Origin of the sequence: Trichococcus collinsii, assembly GCF_900107505.1 — a bacterium.
In the GTDB taxonomy this organism is placed as follows: domain Bacteria; phylum Bacillota; class Bacilli; order Lactobacillales; family Aerococcaceae; genus Trichococcus; species Trichococcus collinsii.
The window spans coordinates 90,870-109,869 of sequence record NZ_FNQH01000004.1 but is presented as its reverse complement, the minus strand read 5'-3'; the positions used below and the strand labels follow the sequence as shown (position 1 = coordinate 109,869).

Genomic DNA, 19,000 nt, shown 5'->3' with positions numbered 1-19,000 from the left:
TATAGAAAAACCGCATTGAAACGGGGAATGAAACCTCGTTTAATGCGGTTTTTGCATAAACCCTCATGACTGGAGGCATCGCGGATGGCTGGAATTGTATTCATCAGTCCTTATCAAGAGTTGACGAATACCGTCAACAGAGTAATCGAAAAGTATCAAATCACCAATATGGAGGTTCTTGAAGGCAATCTGGATCAGGGACTGATTTTGGCGCAAAAAGCGGTCAATGACGGTGCGACAATCGTCATTTCCCGGGGAGGTACCTACAAATTATTAAAAAGTAAACTGCATACGATCGTGTTGGAACTGAAGCTGACGATTTTCGATATCGAGAACAGCATCGGGACGATCGTGAAATCAGAAGAAGATATCGCGATCATGGGCTACGATAATATGATCCAGGCCTACAGAATGTTGGCCAACCTGAACCACGATCACATCCATATCCATCAGCTGCAATACGACGAAAAAGTGGAACCCTACATCAAGAATTTCGTGAAGAAAGGGATCCATTCTTTTATTGGGGATACGATCGTAACGGAGCACTGCAGGAGGCTGGGCTATCCTTGCCAAATCATCGCGAGCAGCGATGAGTCCGTCAAGATGGTGATCGATGATGCCCAAGCCGTTCTGGAAGGGCAAAAAAAAGAGAGCGAGTTCAACAAACGCTACACAGCTCTGATGGACAGTGTGCATGATGGCTTTATCGCAACGGATGAGAAAGAAACTGTGATTGCCTGCAACCTGATGGCTGAAAAGATTCTGAATCTGGACAAGAATCATCTGATCGGAAAGACGATCCGATCAGTGCCTGAACTGAAGGATTTCTTGAAGATATACAGCGAAGAAGAAACCGTCATCGAAGAGCTGGCCCTTATCGACGGCAGGAATATGGCCGTCAGCAATGTACCGATCCAAGTGCAGAACGTAAATCGCGGTTCCGTTCTGATTTTCCAGGAAGTGGCCACGCTGCAAAAATTCGAGAATAAAATCCGGAAAAAGGTTCTGGGAACGGGCTTTGCGGCGAAATATCTACTTTCGGACATCAAGCACAGTAGCCGCATCATGCGGGAGTGCATCATCCGCGCAAAAAAATACAGTCAATATGACAGCACAATCCTGATTGAAGGAGCGACCGGCGTCGGCAAGGAACTGTTCGCCCAAGGGATCCACAATCAGAGCTCGCGGAGGCATCAACCGTTTGTGGCTGTGAACTGTGCGGCGCTGCCTGAAAGCTTGATAGAGAGCGAATTGTTCGGTTATGAAGAAGGTGCCTTTACGGGAAGCCGGAAAGGCGGTCGGCCGGGCATGTTTGAAATGGCCCATAACGGCACGATCTTTTTGGATGAAATAAGTGAATTGCCGCTTCAAACCCAAGGGCATCTGCTTCGCGTGCTGCAGGAACGCCAGATTGTGCGGGTAGGCGGGACCTCGATTGTGCCGATCGATGTGCGAATCATTTGTGCTTCGAACAAAAACCTGGAGAAGGAAGCAGCGGCAGGAAGGTTCCGTGAGGACCTACTGTATCGTGTGAATATTTTGAGCCTGAAGATCCCGCATTTAGATGAGCGCAAGGAAGATATCCCTATCTTGATGAATTTTTACCTAAGTAAATACAGCACAAAATACGATAAAAAAGGACTCGGTTTCAGCGAAGAAGTCGTTGAATATCTGACCGACTATCATTACAAGGGCAATGTTCGCGAACTGGAAGGGTTGATCGAAAGAGGGGTCATTCTGGCGGATGACGACAAAATCGCATTGGCCGATATCCAGAAAGAATCCTCCGTTAATGATAGCGTGCAGCTCGAAAAGACCGAAATAAAATCGGTTGAGGGATTATTTGCGGATTTGCCGACCCTGAAAGCATTGGAAGAAGAATATATCGCGTATCTTCAAAATAAGGTCGCGACCACAAACGAATTGAGTGAAATTTTAGGGATCAACCGATCCACTTTGTACCGGAAATTGAACGAGAACAAGAAATGATGCAAAAGAAGAACACGAATGTTGCATAATGATACAAATTTAACATCGAGAAGTGATGAAAAAAAGCGGAAAGCTTGATTTCATCACTTTTTGTGTTGAACGAAAAAGTTGGCACGCTACTTGCTAATATATAAGTGTGAGAGTAAGAAACCATTACAGACAAAGGAGGGCGGGGCATGATTTTTATTGTTGCTGACGATTTGACAGGCGCCAATGATAGCGCTATTCAGTTCACAAAAAATGGATTCGCGACCTATGTTGCGATAACAGCCAATAATTTGGATCAAAATCAAATATCCGATTATGGTGCTGTCGCCATCAATACTGATACGAGAGCGATGCCACCAGCGGATGCATTTGCAGCGGTTCATCAATTGGTCAAGGAACAAAGAGTAGCATTCCCTGATGCATACTATTACAAAAAAATAGATTCCCTGTTTCGCGGGAATCCTGTACAAGAAATTGAAGCAGTGATGGATGCCGGCGCGTTTCATTCAGCCTATGTGGTACCGGCGTTCCCTGAAGGCAACCGCAGCATGACCCAGGGGAAAATTTTGAACCTGGGAAAAACAATCGATGTGGCTGACTTGTTCAACAAAGAATCGATAAAAAAAATAGGGCATGTCGCTATCGAGGAAGTCCGCAAAGGAAAAGAGCATTTACTTGCGTTTGTTGAAGAATTAAAATGTAAAGGTTGTCAAATCATTTTGTTTGACGGTGAAAGCAACGCTGATCTGGAAACGGTCCACTCCGTTTTTGAAGAAGCAAAGAAAGATGTTCTGTTGTGCGGAAGCGCCGGAATCGCAAGCTACATAAAAAATCAGTCCGAACAGACAAAAACCAATCAGCCTCAGAATATAAGGGAAGGCATTTTGCTGTATGCCATCGGTTCAAGGAGTCAGGTGACGGCAAAGCAAGTGAGACACCTGATGAGAGAGGGCTCAGACCTCAGCATCGCGATCCTCAACGCTGAGGAAATCAAGCAGGGCGACGCAGCAAAGGAAGTCGCCAGAGTGTTGGACGAACTTTTCAAAGAAAATCTGAAAGATGAATGCCTGCTTGTCTTGGATAGCCTTTTTGAAGAATCTGATTTCAATCTGAAAGTCACTGCCGAAATGGAAACGGCAGCCAAGAAAATAATGAAAGTGATCGGTGACATCGCTGTCCAGATCAATGCCAACAAACCCATTTCCAAGATCATTGCGACAGGTGGGGACACGGCCCTAGAGATATGCAAAACGTTTGGAGCCAGCGGCATCATCCTTAGGGAAGAAATACTGCCGGGTGTCCCTTACGGGGAAATCGTCGGAGGCGACTTGGATGGAGCGGTCATTGCTACGAAGTCGGGTGGCTTCGGAGAAGAACAAGCACTCATTGATATAAGGAATTTCTTCCTAAATACATCGAAAGAGGTAAAAAAATGGCAATCAATCAATTAAAAGTACCGGGAAAGGTCTTCTCCGGAAATGATTCCTATCTGAAAATGAAGGACATCATCGAGAGCGAAGAAGTCAAGAATGTCCTGCTGATCACCGACAAAGGCATCGAAGGCGCGGGCATCATCCAGCCTGTTCTGGAGTTGCTGCGTGAAGCGGGAGTGAACTCGGAAATATTCTATCATGTCCAAGCAGAGCCTACCCATAATGACGTGACACAGCTTGTCAGCGAGATTGGGGATACGCCAGCCGATTATATCGTCGCAGTAGGCGGAGGAAGCGTTTTGGATGTCGCAAAATTGGTTAGCGTCCTTAAAGGAGCGACTTATTCAATCGGAAATCTGTTGGAAACGCCGGGAATCGCCAAGAAACAAGTGAAATCATTATTGATCCCAACAACATGCGGGACGGGATCTGAAGCAACCTGCAACGCAATCGTCGGGGTTCCTGAAAAAGGAATCAAAATCGGAATCGTCAATGATGCCTTGATTCCGGATGCAGCAATCTTGGATGCGGTCTTCGTTAAAAATCTGCCGCAAAAACATTTGGCAGCCGCAGCGGTTGATGCGTTATGCCATTGCGTGGAGTGCTATACATCCAACAAAGCGAATGCATTCAGTGATATGTTTGCCGCTGAAGGGGCAAAGCTGATCTTCCACAATATCCGTGAAGCTTATGCCAATCCGGCGAATCTGGAAGCACGCTCGCAACTGTTGATCGGATCTTTCTATGGAGGGGTTGCCATCACTTCTTCCGGAACTACCGCGGTGCATGCGTTGTCCTATCCTTTGGGCGGGGAGTTCCATATCCCGCATGGCGTAGCGAACGCGATTTTGTTTGAAAAGGTGATGCGGGTCAATAAACCGGATATAACCAATGAACTGGCTGCTTTATGTGATACGGTTTACCCTGAAAAGGCGACGTTGTCCATAAACGAAAAAGCTGAAGTTATGATTGAGGACATCGCAGATATCGTCCAAAAATTGGACATTCCTACCGATTTGGCAGGGTTTGGCGTAGAACTGAAAGACTTGGATTTCCTTGTCGAAGCCGGAAGCGGTGTGCGCAGACTGTTGGACAACAACAAGCGCGCATTGACAAAAGAAGAGATCACGGAAATCTATCTGTCTGTACTGAATGATCAAACTGGGGGCGAAAAGAATGAGTAAAACGTTACCGATTATAGGAATCACGATGGGAGATCCTTCAGGAATCGGGCCTGAAATTGGCGTAAAAGCGTTGCTTGATGGATCGCTGTATGAACGCTGCAGACCATTATTCGTAGGTGACCCGAAAGTTTTTGAAAAGGCAGCTGGCTTCATTGGAGTGATAGATATTGAAATCATACCGATCAAAGAGGTTTCTGAAGCGAAGTTCGAACCGAACAAAATCGAAGTGATCGATATCGCTACTGAGGAATTCGATTACCCAATCGGAAAGGTATCAGCGCAATCCGGGGACATTGCTTTCAGAAGCATTGTTAAGGTCATTGATCTGGCCATGAAAAATGAAATAGATGCAACAGTGACAAATCCGATCAATAAAGAAGCAATGAACTTGGCGGGCCATCACTTCGCAGGGCATACGGAAGTCTATTCCCATTATACGAATACACCGAAATATTCCATGATGCTAGCGCATGAAGATTTAAGAGTCGTTCATGTGTCCACCCATGTTTCGTTGCGCCAGGCCTGTGATCTCGTCAAAAAAGAGCGCGTGCTGGAAGTCATCAAATTAGCGAATACCGCTTGTAAAGGCTTGGGGATTGCGGAGCCTAAAATCGGGGTGGCGGGTTTGAACCCTCATTGCGGTGAAGGCGGCCTTTTCGGAACAGAAGACATCGAGGAAATCCTACCGGCTGTGGAAGCGGCTAAGGCTGCTGGGATAAATGCAGAAGGCCCGATTCCAGCGGATACGATTTTCTCGAAGGCTCGCGGCGGTTGGTACGACATCGTTGTTGCTATGTATCATGACCAAGGACATATTCCTTTGAAGGTTGTCGGCTTTGTCTATAATCGCGAAAAAGGCCAATGGGATGATGTTAGCGGAGTTAATGTGACGCTCGGTCTGCCGATCATCCGCGCCTCAGTCGATCACGGAACAGCGTTTGATAATGCGGGAAAAGGAATATCAAGTGCAGCAAGCTTGGTGAATGCAATCGATTATGCTTGTATGTTATCTGAAAATAAATAGGACCGGGAGGAAAAAATAGTGGTAGATATTAAGGGAATCATTTCCGCAAACGTAACACCGATGGATGCAAACGAGGACATCAACGAAAAAGAACTCCGCAACCATGTGAACCGTTCGTTGGCTGCCGGTGTGGATGGCGTGTTTTGCCTAGGAACAAACGGTGAGGCATACGCCCTCAACAAGGAAGAGAAAAAATTCGTAATCGAAGCTTTTGTTGATGAGGTGAAAGGAAGAGTTCCTGTCTATGCAGGGACCGGAGCTGCCACAACAAGAGAAACAATCGAATTGTCGAAAATCGCTGAAGCTGCGGGTGCGGATGTATTGTCGATTGTAGCGCCATTTTTCGCCGCTGCTTCACAACAGGAAATCTACAACCACTATGAAGCAATTGCCAAGAGCGTGAACTTGCCGATCGTGATGTACAACATTCCTGCCCGTGCGGGGAATGCTATTGCTCCGGAAACCGTTCAGAGACTTGCGCAACTGGATAACATAGTTGGCGTGAAGGATTCAAGCGGGAACTTTGACAATATCCTGCAGTATATCGAGTTGACAGATCCAAAAGAATTCGCTGTCCTATCGGGCAATGATTCGTTGATCCTGTGGACGCTTCAAGCCGGGGGAGCGGGCGGCATCACAGCTGTAGCCAACCTGTTACCGGAAATCATGGTTTCGATCTATTCCAAGTTCTTGGAAGGCGATTTTCAAGGAGCCAAAGTGTTCCAGGATTCCATCCGCCCGATCAGAAATTGCTTTAAATACGGCAACCCGAATACAATCATTAAAAATGCAACCAATATGCTTGGTATGCCTGTAGGTAATAATCGTGCGCCATTCAATTATATTTCACCGGAAGCGAAAGATGCGATCCAAGCGACGTTGGAGCAATATTACTCTGAATATTTCGTGAAATAAGTCATAAACAAGCCGGCATGGGCCTTGTAACCATGCCGCTTGTGACTCGAACGAATGTAACCGTTAGCAAAATTAGATTCAGAATATAAACCAGAAGAATTCAATTATAGGAGGAATTATAGTGGCAGTAAAATTACCGAGTGTTAGACAATCTGAACCAAATGGTGTGGTGTATCATGATGAATTTTTGAATGTGGACTATGCTTTGATTCCAACAGGAGGAAAAAATACAGCGCATGCTCCAGCTTTGATCGAAACCGAAGATGGCGGTCTGTTATGTGCTTGGTTTGCCGGAAGTTTTGAAGGCAGTGGCGACATCTCTATCACTGTTTCAAAATTGGACCCGGAAACGCAAGTCTGGTCAGTGCCTGAAATTGTGTCCAGAGGTGTTGATCGCAGTGAACAAAACCCTGCTTTCTTCAGAGCACCGGATGGCCAAATTTGGTTGATCTACACTTCTCAAGTAAGCCGTCAAGAAGGCAAAGACAATATGCAATTCACTTCCATCATTATGGTTCAAAAATCAAGTGATGAAGGCCAATCTTGGGGAGATCCGGAAGTGCTGTTTACAAGCGAGGGAACATTCTCAAGACAAGCTATTCAAATATTAAGCAATGGGCGTTGGATTTTCGCCACTTGGCTATGCGAAGACTCGCCAGAAGGGTTGACCAATGACCCGACCGAATTTCAAGTGTCTGATGATCAAGGCCAAACTTGGAAAGCGGTGCGCATGCCGGACAGCAACGGTCGTGTGCATGCCAATGTGGTTGAAGTCGAAGAAGGCCATCTAGTAGCCTTCATGCGCAGCCGTTTCGCTGACCATGTGTATACGAGTGAATCCCATGATTTCGGGGATACTTGGACTGTTCCGGAAGCGAATGTATTGCCCAACAACAATGCAAGCATCAGCGCCATTAAACTGCAATCCGGTGAAATCGCTTTAGCTTATAATGAGAACGCAGCCAACAATGCCGAATTCGGAAAAGTAGCTTGGCCGGGCCTGCGTAACCCGGTAGCCGTTTCCGTTTCGGAAGACTTCGGCAAAACATGGCCGATTGGAAGAGTGTTCGAGTGTGCAGAAGGATTTATCGGAATCGAAAACAAGACGAACAATGCCCAATACGAATATCCTACACTTTACCAAGACAGCAAAGGCGTTCTGCACCTGGTGTATGCATACAAAAACAGACTTTGCGTAAAATATGTTCGTTTTACAGTTGAAGATCTGTTCGGAGAAAAGAGAGAGACGGAAGGATTGTACAATCCGACTTCCGGAGAAGGCGTAGAAAAATAATAAGGCCCGGTCCGACGCGGTCAGCAGCTGACCGCGTCGAGACAAAGCCAAGTCAACAAAATATCCAATCAACTTAGTCATGAAAGAAAGAGGAGATGTAAAAATGACACTACAAATGATTCTCGCCCTTGGTATCCTGATTCTTATGATCGTAATGATCATGTCCGACAAATTTGCTTTCGGAGCACCGCCCCTTATGGCCTGTCTTCTTTTGGTAGTCACTGGTCTGTCCACTGTCCAGGAAGCTTTCGCAGGTTTCATAAACCCAAGTGTCGTCATGGTAGCTGGGTTTATGGTCGTGATGGCGGCGCTGATGAAAACCAGCTTGATCAGTAAGGTTCAGTCCGCTATGGTCGCTCTTGTAAACAAGGGCGGATATAAGAGTTATGCCCTTTTGCTAATCGTTGTTATGCTGGGTGCCAGCCTTGCGGGCGCCGGCGCCACTGGTTATTATGTACTTATTCTATCCTTAGTATCCACTATCCCTTACAATAAAAAAATGCCTACTTCCAAGCTGATGATGCCATTGGGATTTGCGACCAACCATCCTTTGATTCCTTTCAATGTAGCGCTCTTCTATGGAGTAACTGTTAGCGTGCTTGAGACCGCGGGTTATAGCGGTGGACTTTCCATGCCAAGATTTGCTATCGTGAATTTCATCTTGGCTCTTGGGTTCTTGGCATGGAGTCTGGTTGCTTATCGTCTGCTGCCGGATCATCCGATCATGCAAGCTTCTGAAGAAAGTGCGGCGGCGCAGCAACAAAATGCAGCACCAGTGATGCCTGCATGGAAAGAAACCATCACCATCGCTGCCTTCATCATCAGTGTTATCGGTATGATGATGATGAGCGTTTTGGGAAATGCAGCCTTTGTCATTCCTGGTATTGCAGGAGCAGTCTTGCTGATCATCGACGTGCTTGACTTCAAGGAAGTCCGTGACAATATGGGTGCACCTGTAATCATTATGATGGCTGGTGTAATCGGTGTGGCTGACGCTTTGGCCAACTCTGGATTCACCGTTATGATTGGGGATGTTGTGGCGAACACATTGGGCAACAATATCAATCCATTCATTCTTATCCTTATCTTCGCGCTTCTGACAAGTACAAGTGCTACTTTTACGGGATCAAATATGGGTTCTGTCTACATCTTTGCGCCAATCGCGATTGCAACCAGCATGAGCTTGGGACTTAATCCTGTCGCGGCTGCAGCTGCAGTTGTCGTATCCGGATGGAACGGCGGCTACATGCCAGTCGATGGCATGCCTGCTATGATCTTGGGTATGGGTAAATACAAACTTCCGGAGTTCTGGAAGTTCTCAGTGCCAATGTACCTGATCCGCATTCTTGCGCTGTGTGTAGCTGCTATGGTTATGTTCCCTGTGAACGGATAATCTGACAGTAGGAGCATTTTGTTAAAGGGGCTGTCTCATTCGAGACAGCCTTTTATACGTTACTTTCAATACGACTGGGAAGGGTGAATCTGATGGTTGATATTATTTCCACAAAAGCACTTTATTATTATATTTCCAGTAAGGCAGGCTGTGATCCATGTAAAACCATATATCTTTGCGCACCAACCGAAGCATCCACTTCAATAGAATCTGCTGAACAGTTTGCATTGAAGTCTGGTTGGCAAGCAATTGCAGAAGAACAGGGAGCAATACTGGTGGTTCCTGTGGCATTGAACGGGTGGAATGCAGAAGCGGTATCTCTCTTGATGGACATCTATAATGAGTCCAAAAACAGCTTCCACACTCGCAGTGGAGAAGCTATCTGGGGACGCACGGGAACCCTATGGTGTTGGGAAACGATCCTATATCTGGTAGGTTATGAAGAGGGTGCAACGTTTGCTGGCAACGTACTGGTCAGTCATCCGAATATGTTTGCAGGAGTGGCATTGGTCAACGGTTTACCCAATGACTACTCTAAAGCAGAGGCACCGTCCAGTCATTGGATGATAAAAACTGTGAGTGAAGACTACGCTGTGAAGAACAGTGGAATTCCTGTACATCTTTGGTTGTTTGAAGAAAACGAAGAAATAGCGCAAAAAGCAGTAGACTACTTTGGCAACAGCAGATCCGACGATAACCCGGAAGAACAGGTTCGTCTTTTCGTGGGTGACTATTCCTCGGAGGACACTAGGCTGAGTAAGATGATTTTTGAAGAATGCTTCAACCATGTCATTCGCTGGAAGAATAGCCCGGATGGGACTCTTGCTCAGATAGACAGTAAGAAAGAATTTTATGCAGATCCTCGTTTTATCCGAAAAAAAGCAGTTGTAGGGGAGCTCAGTTATGATTATTTTATTCATCTGCCCGAGAAGAAGACTGCCGATCAGGTTACGGGGCTTCCACTGGTGTTTACGCTTCATGGAAGAGGGGAACCGGCTTGGATGTTCACAACAAAAAACGGATGGGACCTATTAGCGGATGAGACCCAGGAATTTGTACTAGTGTCTCTTGATTCGCCGGGCAATATTTGGTTTATGCTTCGAGATAATGAAGTGTTCGAGAAAGTAATTGCACAGATGATTGAGGACTATCGAATCGATGAAACTCGTGTATATTTGACAGGTTTCTCTAACGGAGCAATAATGGCTCGTGAAATGGCATATTGCCGACCTCATCTATTTGCCGGCATCTCGCCAAGCAATGGTCCGTGGTTTGATTCACGCAGTATGCAGCTAAAGGATGATTCCAAACCGCCAAAAGAAATGGCGCCAGAAGTATCTCAGATGATGAAAGAGTTTGAAAAGTCCGGATGGGAAATGCCTTGTGCTTTTTTCTATGGGGATAATGATCCTGCTGCAAATGCGCAGGAAAATTCAGCACTTGAATTCATGCTGCGAGTGAACCACTGTGAAGAAGGCTTATCCCGAGCATACACAGAGGAAAATTACTTTACACTGGGTAAAGGATATAAAGAGGGCGATCGGTTTCAAACAGAAGTATATTTCCGGGAAGATCAGAGCGCTCGTGTCTGTGTCACAGTGATGAAGAACATGCCACACGGTGCAATCGCAGAAGAAGCACGCTTTACGTGGGAATTTTTGAAACAATTTTATCGGCCTAAGGGGAGCAAAAAAGTATCTGAGATTTTAGGCATTAAATAAAATTTGGAAGGGTGAATCCGATGATAGATACGATGAATGAAGTTACGCTAATCTCACCGTTGGCCGGGAAATTGTTCCTGGAAAAGGTGGAAGGAAATGTCGCAGCTCAGAATACCCCTGAAAACAATATAGAGGTTGCTGTCGGGGAAAATCGGACGATGTATGTGTATGCCCCCGCATCAGGCTGCTTCGATCCTAAGCAGACGCAGGTGCTGATGATATTGAGGGATGAGGCGGATGAGGAATCCGCAGCAAGGTTGATGGTCTCTTTCGGTCTCGATAAATTGGCTGAGGAGAAACATTTGATTTTGTTGTTCCCGAATCCAACTGAGCTGGGGTGGAACTACGCAGAGAAGCAAGATCTTGAAAATGATATGGAGTTCCTGAAGCGCTGCTTTGTGAGTCTGGCTTTAGGTAAAGCAGGCGTAGCCGGGTTCAATGGGATGATTTTCTATCTCGCAACATCGGAATCCGCTTCTGCCATGATATTTACCTTGGCATCCCTTTCGCCTGTAGATGCTGCCGGAATCATGATCTCGGATTTTCCATCCGATTATCGGATTCCTTCCGGTGCACTGTACGCTCCGCAAGTGGCTTACATCAATAGCGAAAACAAATTGGCGGAAGAATACTTGCGGAAAAGCAACGGCATCTGCGGGATGAATAGCATAGAGGGTGGACGGCTCGCTTATTCAAACAGCAACAACGAATGCATCAGACATGTCGTTTCCAGAAATAAGCTGGATCAGGAGGAAGTTTGGTTCGCTTGGGAATATCTTTTTTCCGAAACCAGACGTTGGCGAAATGATATTTTTGGCACATATCAGAGACGGACAAACTTCTCGGAGCGCGGTTTTGAACCGCATGTCAATGAATCCTTTCCTGATTTGACGGATGGCTCAACGCACACGTGGTATGAATATGTTCCCCCGCAACTGAGGGATAGCCAAGAAAAAGTCCCGTTGGTCATCTATTTCCATGGCATCGGCTGTGTGCCGCTGTATGGTGCCGAGCAAAGTGGGTGGCATGATATAGCCGACAGGGATAATTTCATAGTGGTTTATCCCGAGCCTTCGATAGAAAAAAGATGGAATGTTTGGGACGATGACCGTTTGCCAAGCGACTTTGATTTCATTTTTGCTTTGATTACGTATATGGAAAAGAAATATGCCATCGATTCCACACGAATCTATCTTTCCGGCTTCTCGATGGGGAGCATGATGACGAATGCCTTGGCAGCCGCGTACCCGGAAAAATTTGCGGCAGCGGCACCCTGCAATGCGCCGCATCTGGGCTATTTATCAACGCTATCCGGGATGGTACCGCTCATCATGAAATTGAATCCCAAATCGAATGTCCGCAATCTTACGTTGGAGCCGGAAGGTAAGGAGTCCGCAGTGAAAAGACTGGCGGATTCCAAAAAGCAGGCATTTGATTACCGGATGCCGGTCATCCAAAATATCGGTCTGTTGGATTTGGAATGGTCCTTGACGGATCCGGACGGGCCATGGCGAAAAACGTTCGATTACTGGAAGGAATATAACGGCATTGCCGACCAAGACCGTGAGACTGAGAGTCCGTATGAATCAGGTTTGATTGCGGATGAAAATGTGTATGAGGATCTGGATCAACGTTTTTTGCATCACAAATGGCACAGAGAAGATCATCCGAGCAAGCCGCTCTATGAATTGATCTATGCGAAAAGGATGCCGCATGCTGTTGATCTCAGGCAGATTGAACTGGCGTGGGAGTTCATGAAGCAGTTTTCAAGGAACGCGGATGGCTCGTTGGCTTTGGTGCATGAGCGAACTTAATGAGTGTGTGAGGAGTGTGAGAAGATGAATAGCGATTCATTCAAAGATAAAATCGTTCTGATCACTGGTGGTGGCCAGGGCATCGGTAAGGGAATGGCGCTGACATTGGCAAAGGAAGGGGCTTCGCTGGCAATAATCGGCAGAAATCTTACTGCGTTGGAAGAGACTCAAAAAGAGATCAGGAATTTAGGCGGAGAATGCCACTGTTTCCAAGGGGACATTTCGGAGGAACAAGCTTGTCAGGAAATAGTCGGAAAAGTAGTGGACACCTACGGAAGAATCGATGTTTTGATAAATAATGCTGGGATAATGAAGAGGGAAAGCACACTGGATACAAGCAATGATGATTGGCGAAGCGTCATTGATGTGAACCTCAACGGCGTTTTTTACTTGTCGAAGCTTGTATTGGCTGGAATGAAGGAAAGAAAAGCCGGCAACATCATCAACATCACCTCCGCTAATGGCGTCACGCCGCATCCGAACGCTGCTCCCAGTTATGGGGCTTCCAAGGCTGCCGTGACCTATTTGACCAGGCATTTCGCAATGGAATTTGCCGGTGACGGCATTCGCGTGAACGCGATCCAATGCGGTCCGATTGAGTCGAAAATGACCGATCAATGGTCGGATGGATACCGTCAGAAATCGCTGGGGAACATTCCGTTAGCAAGGCTAGGGACTGCGCAGGATGTGGCTGCTGCCGCTCTGTTTTTAGCATCCGAAGAGTCCGCGTTCATAACCGGGACAAGTTTGAACTTGAGCGGCGGGAAATTGATGCAGTAGTATTCGACAATTCCCCAAAAACATAAGACGAAATCACCAAAAAAAGCTGATTGCATACCCGCAATCAGCTTTTTTCTGTGGAACAAGCGCCTGTTTAAGTCTAAGTATTACTCCTGGATGGCTGCTTCCAGCGCAACTATAATCATATCGTTGAATGTTGTTTGACGTTCTTCGCTGGAGGTCAATTCACCGGTGATCAAGTGATCGCTGACCGTCAGGATGCTGAGTGCGTTGATATGGAATTTAGAGGCCAAGTAATAAAGCCCAGCTGTTTCCATTTCGACCCCGAGTACGCCATATTTGCTCATATTGTCTGTGATATTGGAATCACTGTAAAAGCTGTCAGATGAGTAGACATTTCCGACATGGATGTTCATCCCTTTTTCTTTCCCGAGCGTGTAGGCTTTATTGATCAAGTCATAATTTCCGATAGGCGGGAAATAGGCTGGCGAGAAATCTTTGTAGATCATGGAAGAATCCGTTGCCGCCGCTTGTGCGATGATGACGTCGCGGATATGGACATCTTCTTGAATAGCACCGCATGTACCGATACGGATCAAGTTTTTGGCGCCAAAATCATTGATCAATTCATGGATATACAAGGTTGCGGATGGCATCCCCATTCCCGTGCCTTGTACCGATATTTTTTTGCCCTTATAAGAGCCCGTGTAGCCCAGCATATTCCTGACGGTGTTGTAGCATACCGCATCTTCCAAGAATGTTTCCGCGATATACTTCGCACGAAGCGGATCCCCTGGTAATAGAACGATTTCCGCGATTTGCCCTTTTTCTGCATCAATGTGAAGACTCATAATGATTTCCTCCTCTTTAGTGGTTAGTACCAATGATAGAGTAAAGGAGGATGAAGCGTTATGAAATCGCTCTCATCATAAGTGTGAGGATGTTCACACTTATTTTGTTAAAAGGTTCATTCGTAGAAAGCGTTTTCTTTGTTAACATGAAGGCACGACATCAGGGACTTAGATGTTTGCGTAAGCTTCCAACTTTGAAAGGTTTAAGATGCGGATCTTTTTTGATTCCAAAGCAATGATTTTTTCGTCCTGCAGATCTTTGAATGTCTTTGAGACGGATTCCCGGGTCGCGCCGATTATGCTGGCAATCGTGCTTTGGTTCGTATGCTGGATGATCAGATCAGTGGAAGCTTCACTGTTCTCAAGAAAGTCAAGTAAGGTACGACAGACGCGGGTGTGGACGCTATGGAATGTGAGATTCTGTATTTGCCTATTCAATGCTTTAAATCTTTGGTTATAAATACGGAAGATATTTTTAAGAAGGGCTTTATTTTCATATAGCAACGTAGTGAAATCTGCTTGTGATAAATAGTAAATTTCTCCGTCTTCAATCACTTCAACAGAAGATAGTGCATTGCCGTCCGAAAAAAGTTCGATTTCACCAAGCACTTCATGTTTTTTTACGAAACCGAGTATGAGCTCCTTCCCTTCATACATGCGATATACCTTCAGCATGCCGCTCTTGATGATGTAAATCTTTTCGATGGGATCATCCTCGAAGATAAGCATATGGTTTTTCTTGTACTTCCTCGATGGGAGCTTTGAAAGGATGGTTTGTACTTGTTTGTCGATCATACCATCAAATAGTTGAATGCTTTTACTCATAATTTCACCTCGTTCAAAATTGTAACATGAAACAGAAAGGAAGGGTATCGTGAAAAGTAAACGAATACATTTGATCGTTTTGGACTCTGTTGGAATCGGGGAGGCTCCGGATGCGGCAGTTTTCCAAGATAGCGGGGCCCACACCATCGGCCACATTGCCGAGAACATGGCATTGCGGCTGCCCCATCTCGAAAGCTTAGGATTAGGCAATATCGCTGACATAAAAGGGATAAAAAAGGCGATCCCAAGCAAAGCGTATTGGACAAAGCTGGCTGAAAAGAGCGCAGGGAAAGACACGATGACAGGCCATTGGGAAATTGCCGGCCTGCAGATCGATACGCCCTTCAGGGTGTTCCCGGACGGCTTCCCTGAGGAACTGTTGGAAAAAATAGCGTCCTACTCAGGCAGAAAAATCATCGGCAACAAGCCCGCTTCGGGGACAGCCATCTTGGATGAGCTGGGGCCGGAACAAATGGAGACGGGAGCCTTGATCGTCTATACGTCCGCTGACCCTGTCCTTCAAATCGCAGCACATGAGGGCATCATCCCGTTGGAGGAATTGTATGATATCTGCGAATATACGCGCCAAATCACAAAAGACGATCCTTACATGATCGGACGGATCATCGCACGGCCATACATAGGCGAACCCGGTTGCTTCCAAAGAACGGCTAACCGACATGATTATGCACTGAACCCATTCGGGAAGACCGTATTGGATCAGTTGAAAGACAACGAGAAAGACGTCATCGCCGTCGGGAAAATCAACGACATTTTCAATGGCCAAGGCATCACCAAGGCCATCCGAACAAAGAGCAATATGGACGGCGTGGATCAGTTGCTGAAGGTTATGTCCCAGACGTTCGAAGGGCTCTCACTTACAAACTTGGTCGACTTCGATGCGCTGTACGGGCATCGCCGGGATGTTCAAGGCTACGGGGAAGCATTGATCGCCTTTGATGCACGCATGCCGGAAATACTTGATCAAATGGCCGAAGATGACCTGTTGATCATCACGGCAGATCATGGAAACGATCCGACAGCACCGGGAACGGATCACACGCGTGAATATGTACCGTTGCTTGTCTATTCAAAACAATTGGTTCAACCAGGTGAATTGACCACAGCCCATCATTTTGCGGATATTGCCGCAACCATCGCGGATAACTTTGGTGTACCACAAGCAGAGCATGGAACAAGTTTCTTGGCGGAATTACAATAAAAAAACAGATCATAGGAGTGATTCAGATGAAAAAATTTACAGTTAAAACGATCGGACTTTCCTTATTGGCAACAACCCTATTAGCGGCCTGCGGAAGCGGTGGCTCAAGCAACAGCAGCGAAAGTGGCACAACTGCAGGGAAAGAGTTTAAAGTCGGAATGGTAACGGATTTGGGCAGTGTCAACGACAAATCGTTCAATCAAAGCGCCTGGGAAGGATTGCAAAAATTACAAGCAGACTTCGGCTACGATGTGAAATATCTTGAACCACAATCCGATGCGGAAGTGGAACCGAGTTTGCTGCAATTCGTCAACAGCGGCACGGACTTGACATGGGCAACAGCAGCAACGTTAGCGGATGCCGTTACAAACATAGCCAAAAACAATCCCGATGCTAAATTGGGGATTGTCGATGCTGATATTGAAGGGATCGACAATATTGTATCAATTTCATTCAAGGAGAATGAAGGGGCATTCCTGGCGGGCATTGTGGCAGCAAGCATGTCTGAAACGGATAAAATTGGATTTATCGGTGGAATGGAAATCCCTGTTATCCAACGATTCCAAGCCGGTTTTGAAGCCGGAGTCCGTGAAATCAAGCCGGATGCAGAAATCGTCGTAAACTATGCAGGTGTATTCAACCGAGTGGATATCGGGAAATCCGCTGCCTCAACAATGTACAACGATGGCGTGGATGTCATATTCCATGCTGCAGGCGGAACTGGAAACGGCATTTTCAATGAAGCACAAGAACGCTTCAAAGCAGGCGAAAAAGTTTGGGTCATCGGCGTTGATAAAGATCAGTCCTTGGAATTCGGGAATGATGTTACGTTGACATCCATGATCAAGAATGTCGACAATGCGGTCTATGAAGTATCCAAACAAGCAGCCGAAGGGGAATTTCCGGGTGGACAAGTGGTGCGTCTAGGCTTGGCTGAAAATGGCGTTGGTTTAGCGGATACGTCTGATATCAATGTGCCAAAAGAAGTATTAGATGTAGTGGAAAGCTACAAGGAAAAAATCATTTCTGGAGAAATCACAGTGCCTGAACAGCCGTAAGGAGAATCCTATGATGAATCAAACGAAGGTCAAAAAAGTATTGGAATTGAAGCACATCACAAAGAAATTTGGCGATTTTGTCGCTAATGATGATATTTCGTTGACAGTAGGACGTGGAGAAATCCACGCCTTGCTTGGCGAAAATGGGGCTGGGAAATCCACTTTGATGAATGTGGTGTTCGGGATGTATCAACCAGATGGCGGTGCCATATCCGTTTATGAAAATGAAACGAAAATTGAGAACCCGAATCATGCTATCCATCTGGGCATCGGAATGGTTCATCAACATTTTAAGCTGATCGAAAATTTTACTGTGACCGAAAACATCATTTTGGGGATGGAACCAAAGGATGGAATACGCATCAATATGAAGGCAGCGGTCAAGGAAGTCAGCGATATCTCAACAAAGTACGGATTGAAGGTGGATCCGACCAGTAAAATAGAAAATCTGCCCGTGGGTATGCAACAAAAAGTTGAAATCTTAAAATGTCTCTATCGCGGCGCCAACTTGTTGATTTTTGATGAACCGACGGCGGTACTGACCCCAGATGAAATTGGGGAACTGCTGCAGATTATGAAAAAATTAGTGGCTGAAGGTAAGTCCATCATTCTGATCACCCATAAATTAAAGGAAATCATGCAAGTGGCCAATAAATGCACCGTCATCCGCAAAGGGAAATTCATCGCCAGCGTGGATGTGGCAGAAACGAATGAAGAAGAGCTTGCGGAGTTGATGGTCGGAAAGAACCTTTCCCGTGAAATTGAGAAAGCAGCCTATAATCCGCAAGCAACCGTGTTGGAAATCAAGCAGCTTACCTCGTTCAGCGCCAGTAAAAAACGTGTTTTGGATGACATTAATTTGACGGTTGCGGCAGGCGAAATTTTGGGGATTGCCGGGGTGGACGGGAATGGGCAAAGCGAGTTGGTGGAAGCAATCGTCAAGATGCATGCGTTCGAAGAAGGGGATATCCTTATCAACGGCGTTTCCGTCAAGGAGAAAACAACGCGTGAAATCTATGAGTCCGGTGTGAGTTATGTGCCGGCTGACCGGCACAAGCATGGGCTTGTTTTGGATAATAACATAGCCGAAAACCTGATTTTGATCGAATATTATAAGGAAAAGCATAACCAAGGGATCAGATTGGACAAAGTGCGGATGTATCAAGAAGCGCGTGAAGCGATGCAAAACTATGATATCCGTGCTAAAAATGAATACACGGTTGTGCGGGGCATGTCCGGCGGGAATCAACAAAAAGTCATCCTGTCGAGGGAAATCAGCCGCGATCCCAAACTCCTTATCATCGTGCAGCCGACGAGAGGGCTGGACATAGGCGCCATCGATTTTATCCATCGTCAAATCGTGCGTTTGCGTGACAAAGGAGTCGCTGTTCTGTTGGTTTCTTTCGAATTGGAGGAAATTTTGACCTTGTCGGACCGGATAGCGATCATCTTCGACGGTAAAATCGTCGGGGAAACAAAACCAGAGACAACAACCGACAGAGAGCTGGGTCTGATGATGGCGGGTAAAGGATCGGGTGAGGAATGATA

The 19,000-nt window shown here is 46.2% G+C and carries 15 protein-coding genes; 13 read left to right on the top strand and 2 right to left on the bottom strand.

Annotation, left to right across the window (positions count from 1 at the left end; translation table 11 throughout):
• Positions 1-84: 84 nt before the first annotated feature.
• The 10 genes from BLV66_RS10625 (at position 85) to BLV66_RS10580 (ending at position 13,535) form a co-directional block, all read left to right on the top strand.
• Positions 85-1,989: a sigma 54-interacting transcriptional regulator gene (locus BLV66_RS10625; protein ID WP_086986145.1), complete on the top strand. Its 1,905-nt coding sequence runs from the start codon at positions 85-87 to the stop codon at positions 1,987-1,989.
• 176 nt (positions 1,990-2,165) lie between these two features.
• Positions 2,166-3,428: a four-carbon acid sugar kinase family protein gene (locus tag BLV66_RS10620; RefSeq protein WP_086986144.1), complete on the top strand. Its 1,263-nt coding sequence runs from the start codon at positions 2,166-2,168 to the stop codon at positions 3,426-3,428.
• On the top strand, positions 3,410-4,594 hold the full coding sequence (locus BLV66_RS10615; protein ID WP_086986143.1) for an iron-containing alcohol dehydrogenase: 1,185 nt from the start codon (positions 3,410-3,412) through the stop codon (positions 4,592-4,594). Before BLV66_RS10620 ends, BLV66_RS10615 begins: the two co-directional genes overlap by 19 nt.
• Complete coding sequence (gene pdxA, locus BLV66_RS10610) at positions 4,587-5,618, top strand: 4-hydroxythreonine-4-phosphate dehydrogenase PdxA (RefSeq protein ID WP_176974231.1); 1,032 nt, start codon at positions 4,587-4,589, stop codon at positions 5,616-5,618. The genes BLV66_RS10615 and pdxA overlap by 8 nt, the downstream gene beginning before the upstream one ends.
• Before the next feature lie 18 nt (positions 5,619-5,636).
• Positions 5,637-6,533 (top strand): 4-hydroxy-tetrahydrodipicolinate synthase, encoded by an 897-nt coding sequence (dapA, locus tag BLV66_RS10605; protein ID WP_086986142.1) that lies wholly within the window; start codon positions 5,637-5,639, stop codon positions 6,531-6,533.
• 121 nt (positions 6,534-6,654) lie between these two features.
• A complete protein-coding gene (locus tag BLV66_RS10600; RefSeq protein WP_086986141.1) occupies positions 6,655-7,827 on the top strand; it encodes a sialidase family protein in 1,173 nt (390 codons plus the stop codon).
• A 103-nt stretch (positions 7,828-7,930) separates the two neighbouring features.
• Positions 7,931-9,220 carry an SLC13 family permease gene (locus tag BLV66_RS10595; protein ID WP_086986140.1) on the top strand — a complete coding sequence of 430 codons (1,290 nt, stop codon included), beginning with the start codon at positions 7,931-7,933 and terminating at the stop codon, positions 9,218-9,220.
• A 92-nt stretch (positions 9,221-9,312) separates the two neighbouring features.
• Positions 9,313-10,941, top strand: coding sequence for a CE1 family esterase (locus BLV66_RS10590; protein WP_086986139.1), 1,629 nt, complete (start codon positions 9,313-9,315; stop codon positions 10,939-10,941).
• Between the two features lie 20 nt (positions 10,942-10,961).
• Positions 10,962-12,755, top strand: a complete 1,794-nt coding sequence (locus tag BLV66_RS10585; RefSeq protein ID WP_086986138.1) for a PHB depolymerase family esterase — start codon at positions 10,962-10,964, stop codon at positions 12,753-12,755.
• Between the two features lie 24 nt (positions 12,756-12,779).
• Positions 12,780-13,535 carry an SDR family NAD(P)-dependent oxidoreductase gene (locus tag BLV66_RS10580; protein ID WP_086986137.1) on the top strand — a complete coding sequence of 252 codons (756 nt, stop codon included), beginning with the start codon at positions 12,780-12,782 and terminating at the stop codon, positions 13,533-13,535.
• Between the two features lie 107 nt (positions 13,536-13,642).
• On the opposite strand, the gene deoD is transcribed toward BLV66_RS10580, so the two are convergent.
• Both deoD and BLV66_RS15450 read right to left on the bottom strand, forming a co-directional pair.
• Positions 13,643-14,347, bottom strand: a complete 705-nt coding sequence (gene deoD, locus BLV66_RS10575) for a purine-nucleoside phosphorylase (protein ID WP_086986136.1) — start codon at positions 14,345-14,347, stop codon at positions 13,643-13,645.
• Positions 14,348-14,515: 168 nt separating this feature from the next.
• Positions 14,516-15,172, bottom strand: a complete 657-nt coding sequence (locus BLV66_RS15450) for a Crp/Fnr family transcriptional regulator (RefSeq protein ID WP_176974230.1) — start codon at positions 15,170-15,172, stop codon at positions 14,516-14,518.
• Positions 15,173-15,221: 49 nt separating this feature from the next.
• On the opposite strand from BLV66_RS15450, the gene deoB reads away from it, so the two are divergent.
• The 3 genes from deoB to BLV66_RS10555 are packed head-to-tail and all read left to right on the top strand — an operon-like array spanning position 15,222 to position 18,998.
• On the top strand, positions 15,222-16,394 hold the full coding sequence (deoB, locus tag BLV66_RS10565; RefSeq protein ID WP_086986135.1) for a phosphopentomutase: 1,173 nt from the start codon (positions 15,222-15,224) through the stop codon (positions 16,392-16,394).
• Positions 16,395-16,420: 26 nt separating this feature from the next.
• On the top strand, positions 16,421-17,452 hold the full coding sequence (locus tag BLV66_RS10560; protein WP_086986134.1) for a BMP family lipoprotein: 1,032 nt from the start codon (positions 16,421-16,423) through the stop codon (positions 17,450-17,452).
• 13 nt (positions 17,453-17,465) lie between these two features.
• Positions 17,466-18,998: an ABC transporter ATP-binding protein gene (locus tag BLV66_RS10555; protein ID WP_086986133.1), complete on the top strand. Its 1,533-nt coding sequence runs from the start codon at positions 17,466-17,468 to the stop codon at positions 18,996-18,998.
• The last annotated feature ends 2 nt before the right edge of the window (positions 18,999-19,000 follow it).